Source organism: Agrobacterium genomosp. 2 str. CFBP 5494 (assembly GCF_900013495.1).
Taxonomy (GTDB): Bacteria; Pseudomonadota; Alphaproteobacteria; order Rhizobiales; family Rhizobiaceae; genus Agrobacterium; species Agrobacterium pusense.
The window spans coordinates 2,109,007-2,123,804 of the sequence record NZ_LT009718.1 but is presented as its reverse complement, the minus strand read 5'-3'; the positions used below and the strand labels follow the sequence as shown (position 1 = coordinate 2,123,804).

General features: G+C 58.0%; 13 protein-coding genes and 1 pseudogene. 4 read left to right on the top strand and 10 right to left on the bottom strand.

Annotated features, from left to right (window positions below; all coding sequences use genetic code 11):
* Positions 1–129: 129 nt before the first annotated feature.
* The gene (locus AGR2A_RS10505) at positions 130–1,863 is read left to right on the top strand and encodes an ABC transporter ATP-binding protein (protein ID WP_072494451.1); all 1,734 of its coding nucleotides are present in this window, start codon (positions 130–132) and stop codon (positions 1,861–1,863) included.
* A gap of 16 nt (positions 1,864–1,879) precedes the next feature.
* On the opposite strand, the gene AGR2A_RS10500 is transcribed toward AGR2A_RS10505, so the two are convergent.
* Positions 1,880–2,101 (bottom strand): hypothetical protein, encoded by a 222-nt coding sequence (locus AGR2A_RS10500; protein WP_072494450.1) that lies wholly within the window; start codon positions 2,099–2,101, stop codon positions 1,880–1,882.
* A gap of 126 nt (positions 2,102–2,227) precedes the next feature.
* Entirely contained in the window at positions 2,228–2,593 is a 366-nt protein-coding gene (locus AGR2A_RS10495) for a VOC family protein (protein WP_072494449.1), read from the bottom strand.
* A 98-nt stretch (positions 2,594–2,691) separates the two neighbouring features.
* Between AGR2A_RS10495 and AGR2A_RS10490 the strand changes: the two are divergent.
* Positions 2,692–3,087, top strand: a pseudogene (locus tag AGR2A_RS10490) (divalent metal cation transporter); the annotation flags it as partial.
* Between the two features lie 16 nt (positions 3,088–3,103).
* Here AGR2A_RS10490 and AGR2A_RS10485 read toward each other — a convergent pair.
* The 4 genes from AGR2A_RS10485 to gpt all read right to left on the bottom strand — a co-directional run bounded on the left by AGR2A_RS10485 (position 3,104) and on the right by gpt (position 9,363).
* Positions 3,104–4,177, bottom strand: a complete 1,074-nt coding sequence (locus AGR2A_RS10485; RefSeq protein ID WP_139786364.1) for a hypothetical protein — start codon at positions 4,175–4,177, stop codon at positions 3,104–3,106.
* A 47-nt stretch (positions 4,178–4,224) separates the two neighbouring features.
* Positions 4,225–8,043 carry a vitamin B12-dependent ribonucleotide reductase gene (locus AGR2A_RS10480; RefSeq protein ID WP_072494447.1) on the bottom strand — a complete coding sequence of 1,273 codons (3,819 nt, stop codon included), beginning with the start codon at positions 8,041–8,043 and terminating at the stop codon, positions 4,225–4,227.
* A complete protein-coding gene (locus AGR2A_RS30055; protein ID WP_262927040.1) occupies positions 8,033–8,164 on the bottom strand; it encodes a hypothetical protein in 132 nt (43 codons plus the stop codon). Before AGR2A_RS30055 ends, AGR2A_RS10480 begins: the two co-directional genes overlap by 11 nt.
* A gap of 701 nt (positions 8,165–8,865) precedes the next feature.
* Entirely contained in the window at positions 8,866–9,363 is a 498-nt protein-coding gene (gpt, locus tag AGR2A_RS10470) for a xanthine phosphoribosyltransferase (RefSeq protein WP_006698845.1), read from the bottom strand.
* Positions 9,364–9,653: 290 nt separating this feature from the next.
* Between gpt and AGR2A_RS10465 the strand changes: the two genes are divergently transcribed.
* Positions 9,654–10,718 (top strand): IS5 family transposase, encoded by a 1,065-nt coding sequence (locus tag AGR2A_RS10465; protein WP_080822424.1) that lies wholly within the window; start codon positions 9,654–9,656, stop codon positions 10,716–10,718.
* A gap of 199 nt (positions 10,719–10,917) precedes the next feature.
* On the opposite strand, the gene AGR2A_RS10460 is transcribed toward AGR2A_RS10465, so the two are convergent.
* Complete coding sequence (locus AGR2A_RS10460; RefSeq protein WP_004442189.1) at positions 10,918–11,763, bottom strand: universal stress protein; 846 nt, start codon at positions 11,761–11,763, stop codon at positions 10,918–10,920.
* A 105-nt stretch (positions 11,764–11,868) separates the two neighbouring features.
* Positions 11,869–12,660: a competence/damage-inducible protein A gene (locus AGR2A_RS10455; protein WP_072494445.1), complete on the bottom strand. Its 792-nt coding sequence runs from the start codon at positions 12,658–12,660 to the stop codon at positions 11,869–11,871.
* Positions 12,661–12,937: 277 nt separating this feature from the next.
* On the opposite strand from AGR2A_RS10455, the gene wrbA reads away from it, so the two are divergent.
* Complete coding sequence (gene wrbA, locus AGR2A_RS10450) at positions 12,938–13,537, top strand: NAD(P)H:quinone oxidoreductase type IV (protein WP_004442185.1); 600 nt, start codon at positions 12,938–12,940, stop codon at positions 13,535–13,537.
* Positions 13,538–14,023: 486 nt separating this feature from the next.
* On the opposite strand, the gene AGR2A_RS10445 is transcribed toward wrbA, so the two are convergent.
* Together AGR2A_RS10445 and AGR2A_RS10440 are read right to left on the bottom strand one after the other, a co-directional pair.
* Positions 14,024–14,269 carry a DUF982 domain-containing protein gene (locus AGR2A_RS10445; RefSeq protein WP_004442183.1) on the bottom strand — a complete coding sequence of 82 codons (246 nt, stop codon included), beginning with the start codon at positions 14,267–14,269 and terminating at the stop codon, positions 14,024–14,026.
* Positions 14,270–14,350: 81 nt separating this feature from the next.
* Positions 14,351–14,638, bottom strand: a complete 288-nt coding sequence (locus AGR2A_RS10440; RefSeq protein WP_004442182.1) for a hypothetical protein — start codon at positions 14,636–14,638, stop codon at positions 14,351–14,353.
* Positions 14,639–14,798 lie beyond the last annotated feature (160 nt).

The window sequence follows — 14,798 nt, the reverse complement described above, 5'->3', positions numbered from 1 at the left end:
ATTGCTGAACCTATTGAACGATTTTGGTAAAAATAGAACATCGGTCTTGGCGCGCGCATTGAAATATGACAATTGAACTCCGTTTTTCTTGCGGCGTAAGGTTGCCGCGCCCGATCTCCAGGTCACGCCATGCTCCGCCGCTTCTTCGCCTATTATCGCCCCTATCGCGGTCTGTTCATTCTCGATTTTTCCTGCGCTGTCTTGTCGGGCGTACTGGAACTCGGCTTTCCGATGGCGGTGAAGGCCTTTGTCGACGTGCTGCTGCCGGGCGGTGAATGGGCGATCATCCTTGCGGCCTCTGTCGGGCTGCTCCTCATCTATGTGCTGAATACCGGGCTGATGGCGACTGTCACCTACTGGGGACACATGCTTGGCATCAATATCGAAACCGACATGCGCCGTCTGGCCTTCGATCATCTGCAAAAGCTTTCCTTCCGGTATTTCGACAACCAGAAGACCGGCCATCTGGTGGGGCGGCTGACCAAGGATCTGGAAGAGATCGGCGAGGTGGCCCACCATGGTCCCGAAGACCTGTTCATCGCCATCATGACCTTTATCGGCGCGTTCCTGCTGATGCTGTCGGTCAATGTGCCGCTGGCGCTCATCACCGCCGCCGTCGTGCCCGTCACTGCCTGGGTCACCAGCCGGTATGGCGGCCGCATGACGCAGAATTTTCGCGCGCTATACGGCCGTGTGGGGGATTTCAACGCCCGTATCGAGGAAAATGTCGGCGGCATGCGAGTGGTGCAGGCCTTTGCCAATGAGGATCACGAGAGGGCGCTGTTCGAAAAAGACAACCAGAAATACCGCCGCACCAAGCTTGACGCCTACAAGATCATGGCGGCCAGCACCTCGCTGAGCTACATGAGCATGCGGCTGACACAGATGATCGTGATGATCTGCGGCGCCTGGTTCGTTCTGAATGGCGACCTGACAGAAGGTGGCTTCGTCGGCTTCCTGCTGCTGGTCGGCGTGTTTTTCCGCCCGGTGGAAAAAATCAATTCGGTCATCGAGACCTATCCCAAGGGCATTGCCGGTTTCCGCCGGTTCACCGAGCTTCTCGACACCGCGCCCGATATTGTCGATGCGCCCGATGCGGTGGAAGCGCCGCTGCTGCGCGGCGATATCGAATACCGCCATGTGGGCTTCGGTTATGCCGAGGGCAAGCAGGTTCTCAGCAATATCGACCTGAAGATCAGCGCCGGCGAGACCGTGGCTTTCGTCGGCCCTTCCGGTGCGGGCAAGACGACGCTCTGCTCACTGCTGCCGCGCTTTTACGATGTGACCAGCGGTGCAATCACCATTGACGGCGTGGATATCCGCAAAATGAAGCTCGCCTCGCTGCGCAATCAGATCGGCATCGTGCAGCAGGATGTCTTCCTGTTCGGCGGCACGATCCGTGAGAACATCGAATATGGACGGCTTGGCGCTTCGGATGCGGAGATCATGGATGCCGCTAGGCGCGCGCGGCTGGACGGCGTCATTGAGGCCATGCCGCTCGGGCTCGACACCGTCATTGGCGAACGCGGCGTAAAGCTGTCCGGCGGACAGAAGCACCGTCTTGCGATTGCCCGCATGTTCCTGAAAAATCCGCCGATCCTCATTCTCGATGAGGCCACCTCGGCGCTCGACACGGAAACCGAGCGGGCCATCCAGCAATCGCTGACCGAGCTTGCCAAAGGCCGCACCACCCTCGTCATCGCCCACCGGCTGGCGACGATCCGCGATGCCTCGCGCATCGTGGTGGTCGACCAGAGCGGCATCGCCGAAACCGGCGCTCATGCCGAACTCCTGGCTGCCAAGGGCCATTACAGCCGTCTGCACGAGGCGCAGTTCAGCGGTCATCTCGCGGGCCTCAGCTGACCGGCCCGCACGTCGCTCAGCCTTCTGCTGCCCGTTCTTCGACGATGCCGGGGTTTGCCTCCGGCTTGCCGGGATGGCTGCTGACGAGGTAACCCATGGCGACGGCGGCCGCGACGACGAAGAGCAGCAGGACACCGCTGATCGTCATCAGCCATTCGCGGGGCTTTCTGTGCCCCATGATATAGTTCGGCCACCGGCCTGGATGGTTCACCACGTCGTTATTCCGGTGCTGTCGCATGAACTTCCCCAGATTTAAGCGTTTTGGTGAAAGATCAACGCCAGCGCTACCGCGACTGTTCCGTTTGGGTGGCGAACAGGTGATGACAAGGACGTGAGTCAGGTCATTCTGTCTCGGCAAGGCCGATCAGGCGGATTGAATGGCGATGCGGTTTCCCTCGCTATCGGAAATCTCCGCGACGAAGAGTGCATCATTCACCGCCGTTTTGGGAAATAGGAGCTTGCTTCCACCGGCAAGAGCTTTGGCAATCACATCATCCACATCAGCGACACTGAAATAGACGATCGCACCATCTCGCGTCGGTACATAGGCCGGACCTTCGGCAAGCGCGGCACTGGCACCATTGCTGTTTTCGTCAAAAGGGAAATAGGCCATTCTGCTATCGTGGATCGCGACGATTTCGGCAAAGGGCACATCAAAAACCGCGCGATAGAAGCGGATCGCCCGATCAAGATCGGTCACGGGGATTTCGACATGGGCGACAATATTCATACGCTTCTCCTCAGCTAGACTGACGCTTTTTCCAATTTCTGATGGCACCGATCTTTCTAGCGATGGCTAACATGGCGAGGCAATGGCTTGCGGGCTAGGCGCATAATCTGCTGGCGCCTCTGCTCGGCCTTGCGATTGCGCCGAGGCTGTTCGGCGTGGCGCTTTTGTGCTGCGGCATCAATTCTACCGGCCAGATCGTGATGGAGGGCTTTATCAAAATGCGGCTCGCCCCCTTGCTGGCCATCGCCATCATCCCCCGCCGCCGGCGTGACCATCCTTTACGGAGACAGCGGCACGGGCGAACTGCTGATGCTGACACAGGTGGTCTTAAGCCTGCAACTCTCCTTCGCCGTCTTCCCGCTGGTGATGTTTACCGTGACAAGGTCAAGATGGGCGAGCCGCGCTCACCGCTCTGGCTCTCAGGCTTCGCATGGCTGATCGCGGTGGTGATTGCGGCGTTGAATGTGAAGTTGCTGATGGATTTTATCGGGTGATGGATCAGGTCGAGGCCTAAACGCCATTAGGAATGAGTTTTGCATATTCTGACGGTAGTTTCCCTGATTTCTCAACGAATAGATTCAACGCCCCTGATCGCAGAAGATATGTGAACGGCGTATGACTCAATCGCTCGCAATTCTTGCAATGCACCTGATCTTTCAAGTAAAATAAAGGGGCATATTTTTTTCTTATTTTCACATCACTTTGGTCACACCATTCGCATTTAAAAAGAAAATTTATCTGTTTATTCAGTGACCTAGATAACGAATCTAAGCCGCCTTCATAGAGGTTTCCGAACAGTCCAACCGATCTAATTAGAATTTCATTGACGGTAATTTCATGTATCTGAAAGTATTTTGAGAAGCCTTTCAATGATATTTGGAGAATGAAAAAAAGAAGTATTGGCAAAGTGTTGTAAACATTATAATTATCATCCCCGTGTTCGTAATGAAAAATTCTATTGAGACCAAATTTTGGTGTCGCTAGGGCTGGGTGACGGGTAGTGATAAGGTGCATGGATTTCTGCATATTCAGCTGTAATCCATTGGGCGTTTTTTTATCAAAGATAATTTTATATATTAAATCACCGGTTGCGAAATCCTGCAAATATAGATCCTTGATTACGCCATCAAACAAAGATACGCAATCTTTTGGATCTATTTGCATTACTTGTTTTGTTTGAAGCGAACCATCTGCGAAAGATTTTATTAACGCGTCGTCGTTTTGTATTAGCTTCGAGATAATGATCAAATTTTCGGTGAGCGGCTTTCGAAGAAGGGCGTACGCAACGTTGAATTTTCTTTTTTCGAAGGCCGTAAGCGCTTCGTAAATGAAATGCATTGTGTCAGCAATTAGCCCCAGCAGTATATCTAGCTTTATCGGAGTCGATACTATTCCTCCAGCTTCCGCTACTTTAGTCCATATAGATTCGTCATCTGCACTCTGACCATTTTTCCTTAATGCATCTTGTAAAAGGTCGTGCCAGAACTCAACGTGGCCAGATTGAGTTGCCTCAACCAGTAACCGGGTAATTTCGTCGTGGAGCCAAAAACAGTACTCATGCCGCGGAATTATATCCCGCGGCATGTATTGAAGTCTCTCATCTGGGATGATCCCGAGAGGTTGCATTCTTATCAAGAGCAACCGCTCGTCGCACCACAAGTATCGCACTTCTCACAAGTGCCGTTCCGCACCATCGTGAAGTTCTGGCATTCCGAGCACATGTTGCCCGTATAGCCCTGTGCGATTGAGCGCATGCGGCGTTCGTTTTCGACCTTCTTGGCTTCCGTCTTGGCCGAAGCTGCGTCTGCGGCGGCCTTGTCGGAGAAGAGGGCGGTGGCCGTCTGCTGGGCTTCCTGAACGACCTCGTCGATCACTTCTTCGGCGATTTCTTCGGCCAGTTCCTTGGCGCGCTCTTCATAGTCCCGCTTGAAGGAGACGATTTCGGAGGTTGCGATGGCGACTGTCGGTTCCAGCTTGCGGGCAGCGGAGCCTGCAAAGGAGGTCACGTTGGCCGAGGCGCGGGCAGGGGCTGCCGTTGCCGAACCCTTGGGCTCGGAAGCGGTGCGTTCGCCGTCATTGCGGGACACGATGGTCGGCTTGTAACCGCGGGTCCAGCCGGTGGAAACGAGGTTGGTCTTGCCTTCCTGGATACCCTTGCCGAGCGCCGTGTTGGAGAAGTCGGACGTATCGACATGGGCGAGATCGTGGCGGCCGAGATAGGAGACGGCGAGTTCGCGGAACACGTAGTCGAGGATCGACGTGGCGTTCTTGATCGCGTCGTTGCCCTGCACCATGCCGGCCGGTTCGAACTTGGTGAAGGTGAAGGCCTCCACATATTCTTCCAGCGGCACGCCATATTGCAGGCCGAGCGAAATGGCGATGGCGAAGTTGTTCATCATTGCGCGGAAGGCGGCGCCTTCCTTGTGCATGTCGATGAAGATTTCGCCGATGCGGCCATCACCGAATTCACCGGTGCGCAGATAGACCTTGTGACCGCCCACAGTTGCCTTCTGGGTATAACCCTGACGGCGGTTCGGCAGCTTTTCACGCTCGCGTGAGACACGCTCGATGACGCGTTCGACGATCTTTTCGGTGATCGTCACGGCCTGCTGTGCGGCGGGCTGCTGGATCAGTTCTTCGATCAGGTCTTCGTCGTCCTCATCTTCCACCAGCGACGCATTGAGCGGCTGGGAAAGCTTGGAACCATCGCGGTAAAGGGCGTTTGCCTTCAGCGCCAGCTTCCAGGAGAGCATGTAGGCTGCGCCGCAATCCTCAACCGTCGCATCGTTCGGCATGTTGATCGTCTTGGAGATCGCGCCCGAGATGAAGGGCTGTGCCGCCGCCATCATGCGGATATGCGATTCGACCGAGAGATAACGCTTGCCGATCTTGCCGCAGGGGTTGGCGCAATCGAAGACGGGCAGGTGCTCGTTCTTCAGGAACGGTGCGCCTTCCAGCGTCATCGCGCCGCAGACGTGAACGTTGGCCGCTTCGATGTCCTTCTTGCCGAAGCCGAGGTGCTCGAGCAGGTTGAAGCTCATGTCGGAGAGCTGCTCGTCGGAAACCTTCAGCGTTTCCTTGAGGAAGTCGGCGCCGAGCGTCCACTGGTTGAAGACGAACTTGATGTCGAAGGCGCTCTTCAGCGCGCCGTTGACGGCTTCGATCTTCTCATCGGTGAAGCCCTTGGCCTTCAGCGTCGAGGGGTTGATGCCGGGAGCCTGGTTGAGATTGCCATGGCCGACGGCATAGGCCTCGATCTCGGCGATCTGGCTTTCGGAGTAACCGAGCGACCGCAGCGCATCCGGAACGGCGCGGTTGATGATCTTGAAGTAACCGCCGCCTGCGAGCTTCTTGAACTTCACCAGCGCGAAATCGGGTTCGATACCGGTCGTGTCGCAATCCATCACGAGGCCGATCGTGCCTGTCGGCGCGATAACGGTGGTCTGGGCGTTGCGGTAGCCGTGCTTTTCGCCAAGTTCCAGCGCCTTGTCCCAGGCGGCTGTTGCGTGGGCGATCAGGTCCTGATCCGGGCAGTCGCCATGGACGAGTGCGACCGGGTTGACCGACAGGCCCTCATAACCTTCCGACTGGCCAAGGGCGGCGCGGCGGTGGTTGCGGATGACGCGCAGCATGTTTTCGCGGTTCGGCGCAAAGCCCGGGAAGGGGCCAAGCTCACCGGCCATTTCGGCCGAGGTGGCATAGGACACGCCGGTCATGATGGCGGTGAGCGCACCGGCAATGGCGCGGCCTTCGGCGCTGTCATAGGGAATGCCGGAGGACATCAGGAGGCCGCCGATATTGGCGTAACCGAGGCCCAGCGTGCGGTACTCATAGGAGAGTTCGGCGATCTGGCGCGACGGGAACTGCGCCATCATGACGGACACTTCGAGCACGACGGTCCAGAGGCGGACGGCGTGTTCATAATCGGCGATATCGATGCGCTTCGTCGCCTGATCCTTGAACTGCAGAAGGTTCAGCGAGGCGAGGTTGCAGGCCGTGTCATCGAGGAACATGTATTCCGAGCACGGGTTGGAAGCGCGGATCGGACCGGCCGCCGGCGAGGTGTGCCAGTCGTTCATCGTCGTGTTGAAGTGCAGACCCGGATCGGCAGACGCCCAGGCGGCGTGGGAAATCTTTTCCCAGAGGTCGCGGGCCTTCAGCGTCTTCATGACCTTGCCGTCCTTGCGGGCGGTGAGGTTCCAGTCACCGTCATTTTCGACAGCGCGCAGGAAATCGTCCTTCAGCGAGACGGAGTTGTTGGAGTTCTGGCCCGACACCGTGAGGTAGGCTTCCGAATCCCAGTCCGTGTCATAGGTCTTGAACTGGATGTCCTTGTAACCCTGCTCGGCGAACTGGATGACGCGCTTGACGTAGTTTTCCGGCACCATGTCCTTCTTGGCGGCGCGGATTTCGCGCTTCAGGGCAGGGTTCTTGGCCGGGTCGAAGCAATCGCCGTTGTCAGCCTCGCAGTTGACGCAGGCCTTCATGATCGCCTTCAGGTGCTTGGCGACGATCTTGGAACCGGTGACGAGAGCGGCAACCTTCTGCTCCTCGTTCACCTTCCAGTCGATATAGGCTTCGATATCCGGGTGGTCGGCATCAACGACGACCATCTTCGCTGCGCGGCGGGTCGTGCCGCCGGACTTGATGGCGCCGGCTGCGCGGTCGCCGATCTTGAGGAAGCTCATCAGGCCTGACGATTTGCCGCCGCCGGAGAGTTTTTCGCCTTCGCCACGCAGATAGGAGAAGTTCGAGCCGGTGCCGGAGCCATATTTGAACAGACGCGCTTCACGCACCCACAGGTCCATGATGCCGCCTTCATTAACGAGGTCGTCCTCAACGGACTGGATGAAGCAGGCATGCGGCTGCGGATGTTCGTAAGCCGACTTGGACTTGGTCAGCTTGCCGGTGAAGGGGTCGACATAAAAGTGGCCCTGGCCGGGACCATCAATGCCATAGGCCCAGTGCAGGCCGGTGTTGAACCATTGCGGGGAGTTGGGGGCAACACGCTGGGTGGCGAGCATATAGGCAAGCTCGTCGCGGAAGGCGAGGGCATCTTCTTCGGACGAGAAATATTTGCCCTTCCAGCCCCAATAGGCCCAGGTGCCGGCCAGGCGATCGAAAACCTGGCGTGCATCGGTCTCGGAGCCGTAGCGCTCGGCTTCCGGAACATCCTTCAGAGCCTTTTCATCGGGCACGGAGCGCCAGAGGAAGGAAGGAACGTCATTTTCCTCAACCTTCTTCAGGAACTTCGGCACGCCGGCCTTGCGGAAATATTTCTGCGCCAGAACGTCGGTCGCAACCTGGCTGAACTGCGCGGGAACGTCGATGTCAGCCAGACGGAACACGATGGATCCATCCGGGTTCTTGATTTCACTGACGGCCTTGCGGAAGTCGATCTCCGCATAAGGCGATTGGCCGGGCTTCGTGAAGCGGCGTTCAATGCGCATGGTTTCTGTCCTCGTCCATTGGGCGCCCGGTGAAGGGCGCAAAAATTCGTTCCAGCCGTGCGATGCCTTCGCGCAGCCGGTTGTTGCCGATCTGATGGGGATGTTCATCCTTGGATGTCATCCCTGTATCTCGTGTTTAAGATGGCCGCAAGCCTACTATATATAGTATTAACACATTCTTGCTGCCAGTCCCCGCGTAATGTTTTTGGCGGTTCCGAAGGCGCAGAAAAGCCATCGGCGAACCGCCCCCTCATGGCCGGGACGCCGTTTGGACATGCGCGCTAAAGATGGAGAAGAACCGGCCTCGTTACTTTCCGGTCCGTTGCCGCCGCAACATATTTGTCACTTTCCTCTCGCGGCACAGATTCGTCAAGCCATAGATTGAAACCCATTTTTAACCACAAGATATTGTGTGGAGTGCCTGTGGAAAACGGGGATAGGAAAAGCTCTCAGAAAAATCAGTGACTTGGCGGAAAAATTTGAAGCTTGCGCGAGGCTGGTTTCCGCAACGGAAAGGCAAAACCCCGCATTTCCGGGGTGAGGCATAATGGCGACACTGCGGTTTTTCCGTGTTTTCCGCTGTCGGCAAAAAGGCCTTTTCACATAAAAAAGCCGCCCCCGGTGGGACGGCGAAAGAGTGTATATTGCTGGGGGAAGTCTTGCGCGGTTGGTGCATCCGCACTCCGTCACCCCGGACTTGATCCGGGGTCCAGCGCGATCAACTCCTTGATCGCGAGAGACTCACGGCGCAGACGCGCCGTGGCTGGATTCCGGCTCAAGGCCGGAATGACGGATGAGAAAAAATGAGTCCCCTGTGGGCACTCAGCCGCGCGATCCCTTGGCGATCGGCTCCTGATAGGTGAAGCCCATGTCCCAGGGGAAATAGATCCAGGTGTCCTGGCTCACTTCGGTGACGAAAGTATCGATGGTCGGCACCCCCTTCGGTTTGGCGTAAACGCAGGCAAAATGCGCCTTCGGCAGCATCTCGCGCACTTCCAGCGCCGTCTTGCCGGTATCGGTCAGATCGTCGACGACAAGCACGCCTTCGCCGGCATCAACAGTCAGCTCGGGGGCTACGCCTTTCAACAGGACCGTATCACCCTGGTTGACGTAGTCATGGCGGGTGGCGATGCAGACCGTATCGATCATGCGGATGTTCAGTTCGCGGGAAATGATCGCCGCCGGAACGAGGCCGCCGCGGGTGATGCAGACGATTGCCCGGAACTCTTTGTCGAGACCGGCAAGACGCCAGGCAAGCGCACGGGCGTCGCGGTGAAACTGGTCCCAGGAAACGGGAAAGGCTTTATCGGGAAGGGACATGTCGTCTACCATCTGGTCAAAATTGTCGATGGCTTTGGCTAATAGCCGCAAGACCGGCAAAAAGGCAAGCTTTGCGCTTATCCGGCGTGATTTTGGCTGAGAGAATGCCGCTTGTTTCTTCTCCCTTAGGGGGAAAAGGTGGCCCGAAGGGTCGGATGAGGGGGTAACGGCGGAGATTTTCGGAGAGCTTGCCCCCTCATCCCGCTGCCGCGGACCTTCTCCCCGGCGGGACCCGTTGCAAAATTCCGTGGTTGTGATTCACTCGGTCGAGGATAGCGGGCGAGGTTACGATGTCGGTGCGAGACAACAGGCAGTTCAGTTTCGTTGAGGCGCTGATGCCGCAGGCGAAGGGTTCCGGTCGGCTGGAGCGCTTGTCGGGCGTTGTGAAGTGGTATCGGTTCGAAAAGCTTCTGTCGCGTCTTCGTGATGAGAAAAGCGCCGGTCGTCCGGCCTATGAACCGCTGGTGATGTTCAAGGCCCTGCTGTTGCAGTCACTCTATGGGCTTTCCGACATGGAGCTCGAGGAGGCGCTTGGCGACCGGCTGTCGTTCAAGCGTTTCGTCGGCCTGACGCTTGAGGAGGCCGTTCCGGATCATTCCACGCTTTGCCGCTTCCGTAACCTTTTGATTGGCGAAGGTCTGCTGGAGAGGTTGTTTGGAGAACTCGACCGGCAGCTCGATGCCGCGGGCCTGATCCTGCGGCGCGGCACGATGCTGGATGCGACGATCATCGAAACGACGGCGTCGCGGCCACCCAGGGGGCGCAATGGTGACTTCGATGCGGCCGCTGGATTTGCAGATGGGCGCAAACCGGAAGAGCCGGATCATCCTGGTGCTGCCGGGAGCGATGAGCGGACAATCGATCCGGATGCCCGCTTTGTCCGGCATAAGGGCAAGCACGGCTCGGCCTATGGCTACAAGGCGCATGTCGGTGTCGATGAAGGGTCTGGCCTGATCCGCAGGATTATCACCACGCCTGCCAATGTGAACGATACGGTCGTCGCCGATCGGCTGATCGTCGGCGACGAGGCCTGCGTTCTGGCAGATGGGGCGTATCATACCCATGCGCGGGAGAAAGCCTTGAAGGCGAAAGGCATCAAGCCGCGGCTGATGCGCCGTCCGAACCGGCATCACCGCGTTCTGTCGCCGCGGCTTGCCCGGCTTAACCTGTTGATATCGAAACGGCGGGCGGCCGTCGAAACGACGTTTGCCACACTCAAGAACCGCATGGGGCTCGACGTGATCCGCTACCGTGGGCTGATCAAGGCCAGGGCGCAGGTGCTACTGGCAGCCATGGCCTTCAACATGCGCCGCTGGGTGACTTTGACAACACCTGCAAGGCCCCACTGCGCCTGAAAACCACCGAAAACATCCCCAACCCACCCAAAACCCGCCAAAGACAGAGGCGGGACGGGAAATCACGGCTGAAAATCTCCCGAAAGGGTCCCGTGATGAATTTTGCAACGGGTCCCGCCGGGGAGAAGAAACCAGTGGCGGACGCTCCTTTCGAGCCAGATCGCGGGGGCTGGCGGCGCCATTTGCGCCGCATCCATATTCAACGCGACAGCAGCGTCATCGCCGTCATGGAATCGAGCAGCGTGCGGGTAACGCCGCCGAACAGCAGTTCCCACCAGCGGGAATGGCCGTAAGCGCCCATGACCAGAAGGTCGATGCTGTTATCGGAAAGGCGATTTTCGATGGCCGCCTGCGGCGAAAGGCCGGCAATCTTTTCCTGTGAGGTCACCGTCACGTTCACGCCGTGGCGGGCGAGCGTGGCCGCCAGTTCCGTACCGGCAAACCCGGAGGACTGCGTTTCGCTTTCTGCCTGGTCGACGGAGAATATCTCGACGCTGTCGGCGGCTTTCAGAAAGGGCAGGGCGTCGAAAGTGGCGCGCGTCGCCTCGCGAGAGCCATTCCAAGCGATCAGGACGCGTTTGATCGGTTTGGCGACGGTGAGCACATGCGGGACGAGGAGAACGGGACGGCCGCTTTCATAGAGAAAGCTGTCAATATCGGTGCGGCTGTCCGACAAAGCCGAGGAACTGCTCTGGCGGGCGACGACGAGATCGGCGCAACGGGCGCTGTCGATGGCAGAGGCGGAGGCGTAACCCACCGAGGTAACGAAGCTTCGCCATTCATGCGAGATGCCGTTGGCCGACAGCGTGCGCTCGAAAAGCGTGCCGACATCGGTGGTTTCCTTGTGTGCCACATCCTGCAGGGCCTGCACGGTGGCGGGATCGGGAATTTCCATCGGCGCGACGAGGGGAACGGCGGCCAGCGTTTCCATGTGCAGGCCGATGACATGCGAGGAAAACTGATCTGCAAGGCTCACCACGAATTCGCCGAGCTTCTGTGTGTTCGAAACATTGTCGACCACTGCCAATATCGTTTTGTAACCCATTTATCTCTCCTCGGTGACATCTAATTTCTGTGGGGAGAGTGGCCGCCTTTGCAGGCCGCCACCTTGATTTTGGTCAAAGCCCGTTCGTCAAAGGCCCTTTCTCGCTCAAGCCGTTGCGTCGCCCTTGCCTGCCGCCAGTCTTTTCTCCTGTCCGATCGCTTCGATCATGGCCGCGACCGCATCCGCCGCGGCCTTCAGCACGCCTGCATCCCGGGCGCGCACCACGATTTCCGTCGAAAAGCGTTGCCCGTCATATTTCGGATATGAACCGATGCTGGTTTCGGGATGGGCTTTCTGGATGGCCGTCAGCGGCGTGCCGATATCGCCTTCGCCATACGGTGAGCGTACGGCCTGCGACATCACCTTGGCGCCGGTGCGGAGCGTCGGCATGACGTTGTCGAGCATCGCCTGGAACACCTGCGGCACGCCGGCCATGACATAGACATTGCCGATGATGAAGCCGGGGGCGACGGAAACGGGGTTGGCGATGTGGGCAGCACCTTTCGGCATGCGCGCCATGCGCTTGCGCGCATCGGTGAATTCCATCTCACGGGCACGATACATGTCGCCCAGTATCCGCAAGGCTTCGGCATCGTGCTCGCAGGGAAGGCCAAACGCCACGGACACCGCATCCGCGGTGATGTCGTCATGGGTCGGGCCTATGCCGCCCGAGGTGAAGACATAATCATAGCGGCTGCGTAGCGCATTCAGCGCTTCGACGATCGCGTCCTCCTCATCGGCAACGATACGCACTTCCTTGAGGTCGATGCCGGAGATGGTCAGCACGTCCGCGAGGTGGCCGATATTCTTGTCCTTGGTACGGCCCGAAAGCAACTCGTCGCCAATGGCGAGCATGGCGGCGGTCACGACGGATTGAGCGGAAGAGGGATTGGACATGGGTGTACTCGTCATCTGTTTTATCAGACGTTAGCCCCGCGCCCGATGATTGCAAAGCGGTTTTGAAAAAATGTATTTCGGCAAATAGTTGACGTCTCGCTTTTCCGTTCACTTATGGTGAACAGTGCGTATGCCGATAGGCCGCTGGCGTGGAAGGAGCCTGTGAGCTAGATTTTCATCACATGCTTGTAACGGGTCGCCGCTAATGATCATCACGTTTTTGAAAAGGCTTCTGGCCGGGACGCCGGAAACGATAAACCCAAAGGAAACAAAGAAAATGACGAAAGTTCTGGTGCTCTATTACTCTTCCTACGGTCACATCGAAACGATGGCCTATGCTGTTGCCGAGGGTGCAAAATCGGCGGGCGCAGACGTCGTCGTCAAGCGCGTTCCGGAACTGGTGCCCGAAGCGGTCGCCAAGTCTTCGCATTTCAAGCTCGACCAGGCGGCGCCGATCGCCACCGTGGACGAACTGGCTGAATACGATGCCATCATCGTCGGCGCCGGCACCCGCTTCGGCACGGTCGCTTCGCAGATGCGCAATTTCTGGGACCAGACGGGCGGCCTGTGGTTCGGCGGCAAGCTCGTCGGCAAGGTAGGTTCCGCCTTCACCTCTTCCGCGACCCAGCATGGCGGCCAGGAATCGACTATTCTCGGTTTCCTGCCGACCTTCCTGCACCACGGCATGGCCGTCGTTGGTCTGCCCTATGCCTTCCAGGGCCAGATGGGTGTCGATGAAATCAAGGGCGGCTCCCCTTACGGCGCTTCCACCATTACCGATGGCGACGGCTCGCGCCAGCCATCCGAAGTCGAACTTGAAGGTGCACGCTTCCAGGGCGCGCATGTGGCGAAAATCGCCGCCAAGCTTTCTGCCTGATCCTGAAAGTCCTATGAAAAAGAAATGCGGCCCAAAAGGCCGCATTTTCTGTGCCGGTGGCATCATCACCAGCTTTACCGCGATGCACTCCTGCGAAGCTCGCTCCCCGATCAGATCGGCAGGTTCACCATGAAGAGGCAGCTTGCAACCACGAAGCCGATCATCGAAATTTCAAGAAAACCGTTCAGTCCGTCACGCATTTCAATCCTCCTTGTTCGATCGAAAAGAGAACGGAAAAAGTTTAACGCGGTTCCATAACAGCAGAATGAAATTTAGGGATTCTTAACGCCTGATTTACGGCGTGTCAGCCGGTGACGACGAAAGCCACGACGAGGTGGCCGAGAAGGCCGATCGCCAGGCAGGAGAGAAGAAAGATGAACAGGGCTTTTTTCATATATCCGGACGCTTTCCTCTGTACCGATCCATCGAACCATGAACTTGACGTTAGCGCCCCTGGCGCCTCCGTCACGACGCGTGACGGGGCCGTTACGCCTTGATGTCGAGCCCCGCTTCGATCGCGGCGGCGATGAAGGCCTTGCGCGCGTCTTCAGGCTTTTTCCTGCCGGCATCCACGGCGGCGCAGACCAGCAGCGCCTTGTCTAGCGCCTCGCCATCCTCCACCGGCCAGTCCTCGATCAGGGCCCAGGAGGCGGCCTGGGTTGTTTCGATGCTCGTATAATCACCCGGCGTTTCGAAGGCGATCAGGACGGGTTTCTGCCAGCGCGTGTTCATCGCTCATCCATGTTGGTTTCGCGCCCGGCTCTAAACGAAGCAGGCGGGATGCGCAATCCGTTTCGGAGCCGACCGGTGCGGTCAGTCGTCGCGTCCGAACAGCCATTCGCGAAGGATGCGCCGGTCAATGAGTTCCAGCGAGCGATCTGGCGCGATGCGATAGGTTTCCACCGCCCTTGTGCTGCTGTCTATGCGGAACTCATGGGTGAAGGTGCTGCCGATCGGTGACTTCGTCAGCTTCGTGCGCGGCTGGCCTTTATAGATGATGCTCCCGGGAATGGGCTCCACATAGGGTGCCGGACCGGCGGTCGTGCATCCCGCAAGCGCGAGCGAAAGGGCTATTGCGGCCGATGATGCGAGCGTTTTCATCCTGTCCTCCGAGGTCCATCTGCAAAAACGATATGGAGGCGCGGAGGTTCCCGGAAGCGGCGGATGCGGCAGTATTATTTCTTCCGACTACTTGCGCTTTGGGTTCTGAATGTCGCGCGCGACCCAGCGAAAGAAAAAATAGACGAGGAAGCCAAAGATG

What these genes read in the sequence shown, in the direction of transcription:
- AGR2A_RS10440 (WP_004442182.1), bottom strand. Translation starts at nt 14,638, where the DNA reads ATGAAAACGCTCGCATCATCGGCCGCAATAGCCCTTTCGCTCGCGCTT.
- gpt (WP_006698845.1), bottom strand. Translation starts at nt 9,363, where the DNA reads ATGTCCCTTCCCGATAAAGCCTTTCCCGTTTCCTGGGACCAGTTTCAC.
- AGR2A_RS10500 (WP_072494450.1), bottom strand. Translation starts at nt 2,101, where the DNA reads ATGCGACAGCACCGGAATAACGACGTGGTGAACCATCCAGGCCGGTGG.
- AGR2A_RS10460 (WP_004442189.1), bottom strand. Translation starts at nt 11,763, where the DNA reads ATGGGTTACAAAACGATATTGGCAGTGGTCGACAATGTTTCGAACACA.
- AGR2A_RS30055 (WP_262927040.1), bottom strand. Translation starts at nt 8,164, where the DNA reads ATGACATCCAAGGATGAACATCCCCATCAGATCGGCAACAACCGGCTG.
- AGR2A_RS10455 (WP_072494445.1), bottom strand. Translation starts at nt 12,660, where the DNA reads ATGTCCAATCCCTCTTCCGCTCAATCCGTCGTGACCGCCGCCATGCTC.
- AGR2A_RS10480 (WP_072494447.1), bottom strand. Translation starts at nt 8,043, where the DNA reads ATGCGCATTGAACGCCGCTTCACGAAGCCCGGCCAATCGCCTTATGCG.
- AGR2A_RS10505 (WP_072494451.1), top strand. Translation starts at nt 130, where the DNA reads ATGCTCCGCCGCTTCTTCGCCTATTATCGCCCCTATCGCGGTCTGTTC.
- AGR2A_RS10465 (WP_080822424.1), top strand. Translation starts at nt 9,654, where the DNA reads ATGTCGGTGCGAGACAACAGGCAGTTCAGTTTCGTTGAGGCGCTGATG.
- AGR2A_RS10445 (WP_004442183.1), bottom strand. Translation starts at nt 14,269, where the DNA reads ATGAACACGCGCTGGCAGAAACCCGTCCTGATCGCCTTCGAAACGCCG.
- AGR2A_RS10485 (WP_139786364.1), bottom strand. Translation starts at nt 4,177, where the DNA reads ATGCCGCGGGATATAATTCCGCGGCATGAGTACTGTTTTTGGCTCCAC.
- AGR2A_RS10495 (WP_072494449.1), bottom strand. Translation starts at nt 2,593, where the DNA reads ATGAATATTGTCGCCCATGTCGAAATCCCCGTGACCGATCTTGATCGG.
- wrbA (WP_004442185.1), top strand. Translation starts at nt 12,938, where the DNA reads ATGACGAAAGTTCTGGTGCTCTATTACTCTTCCTACGGTCACATCGAA.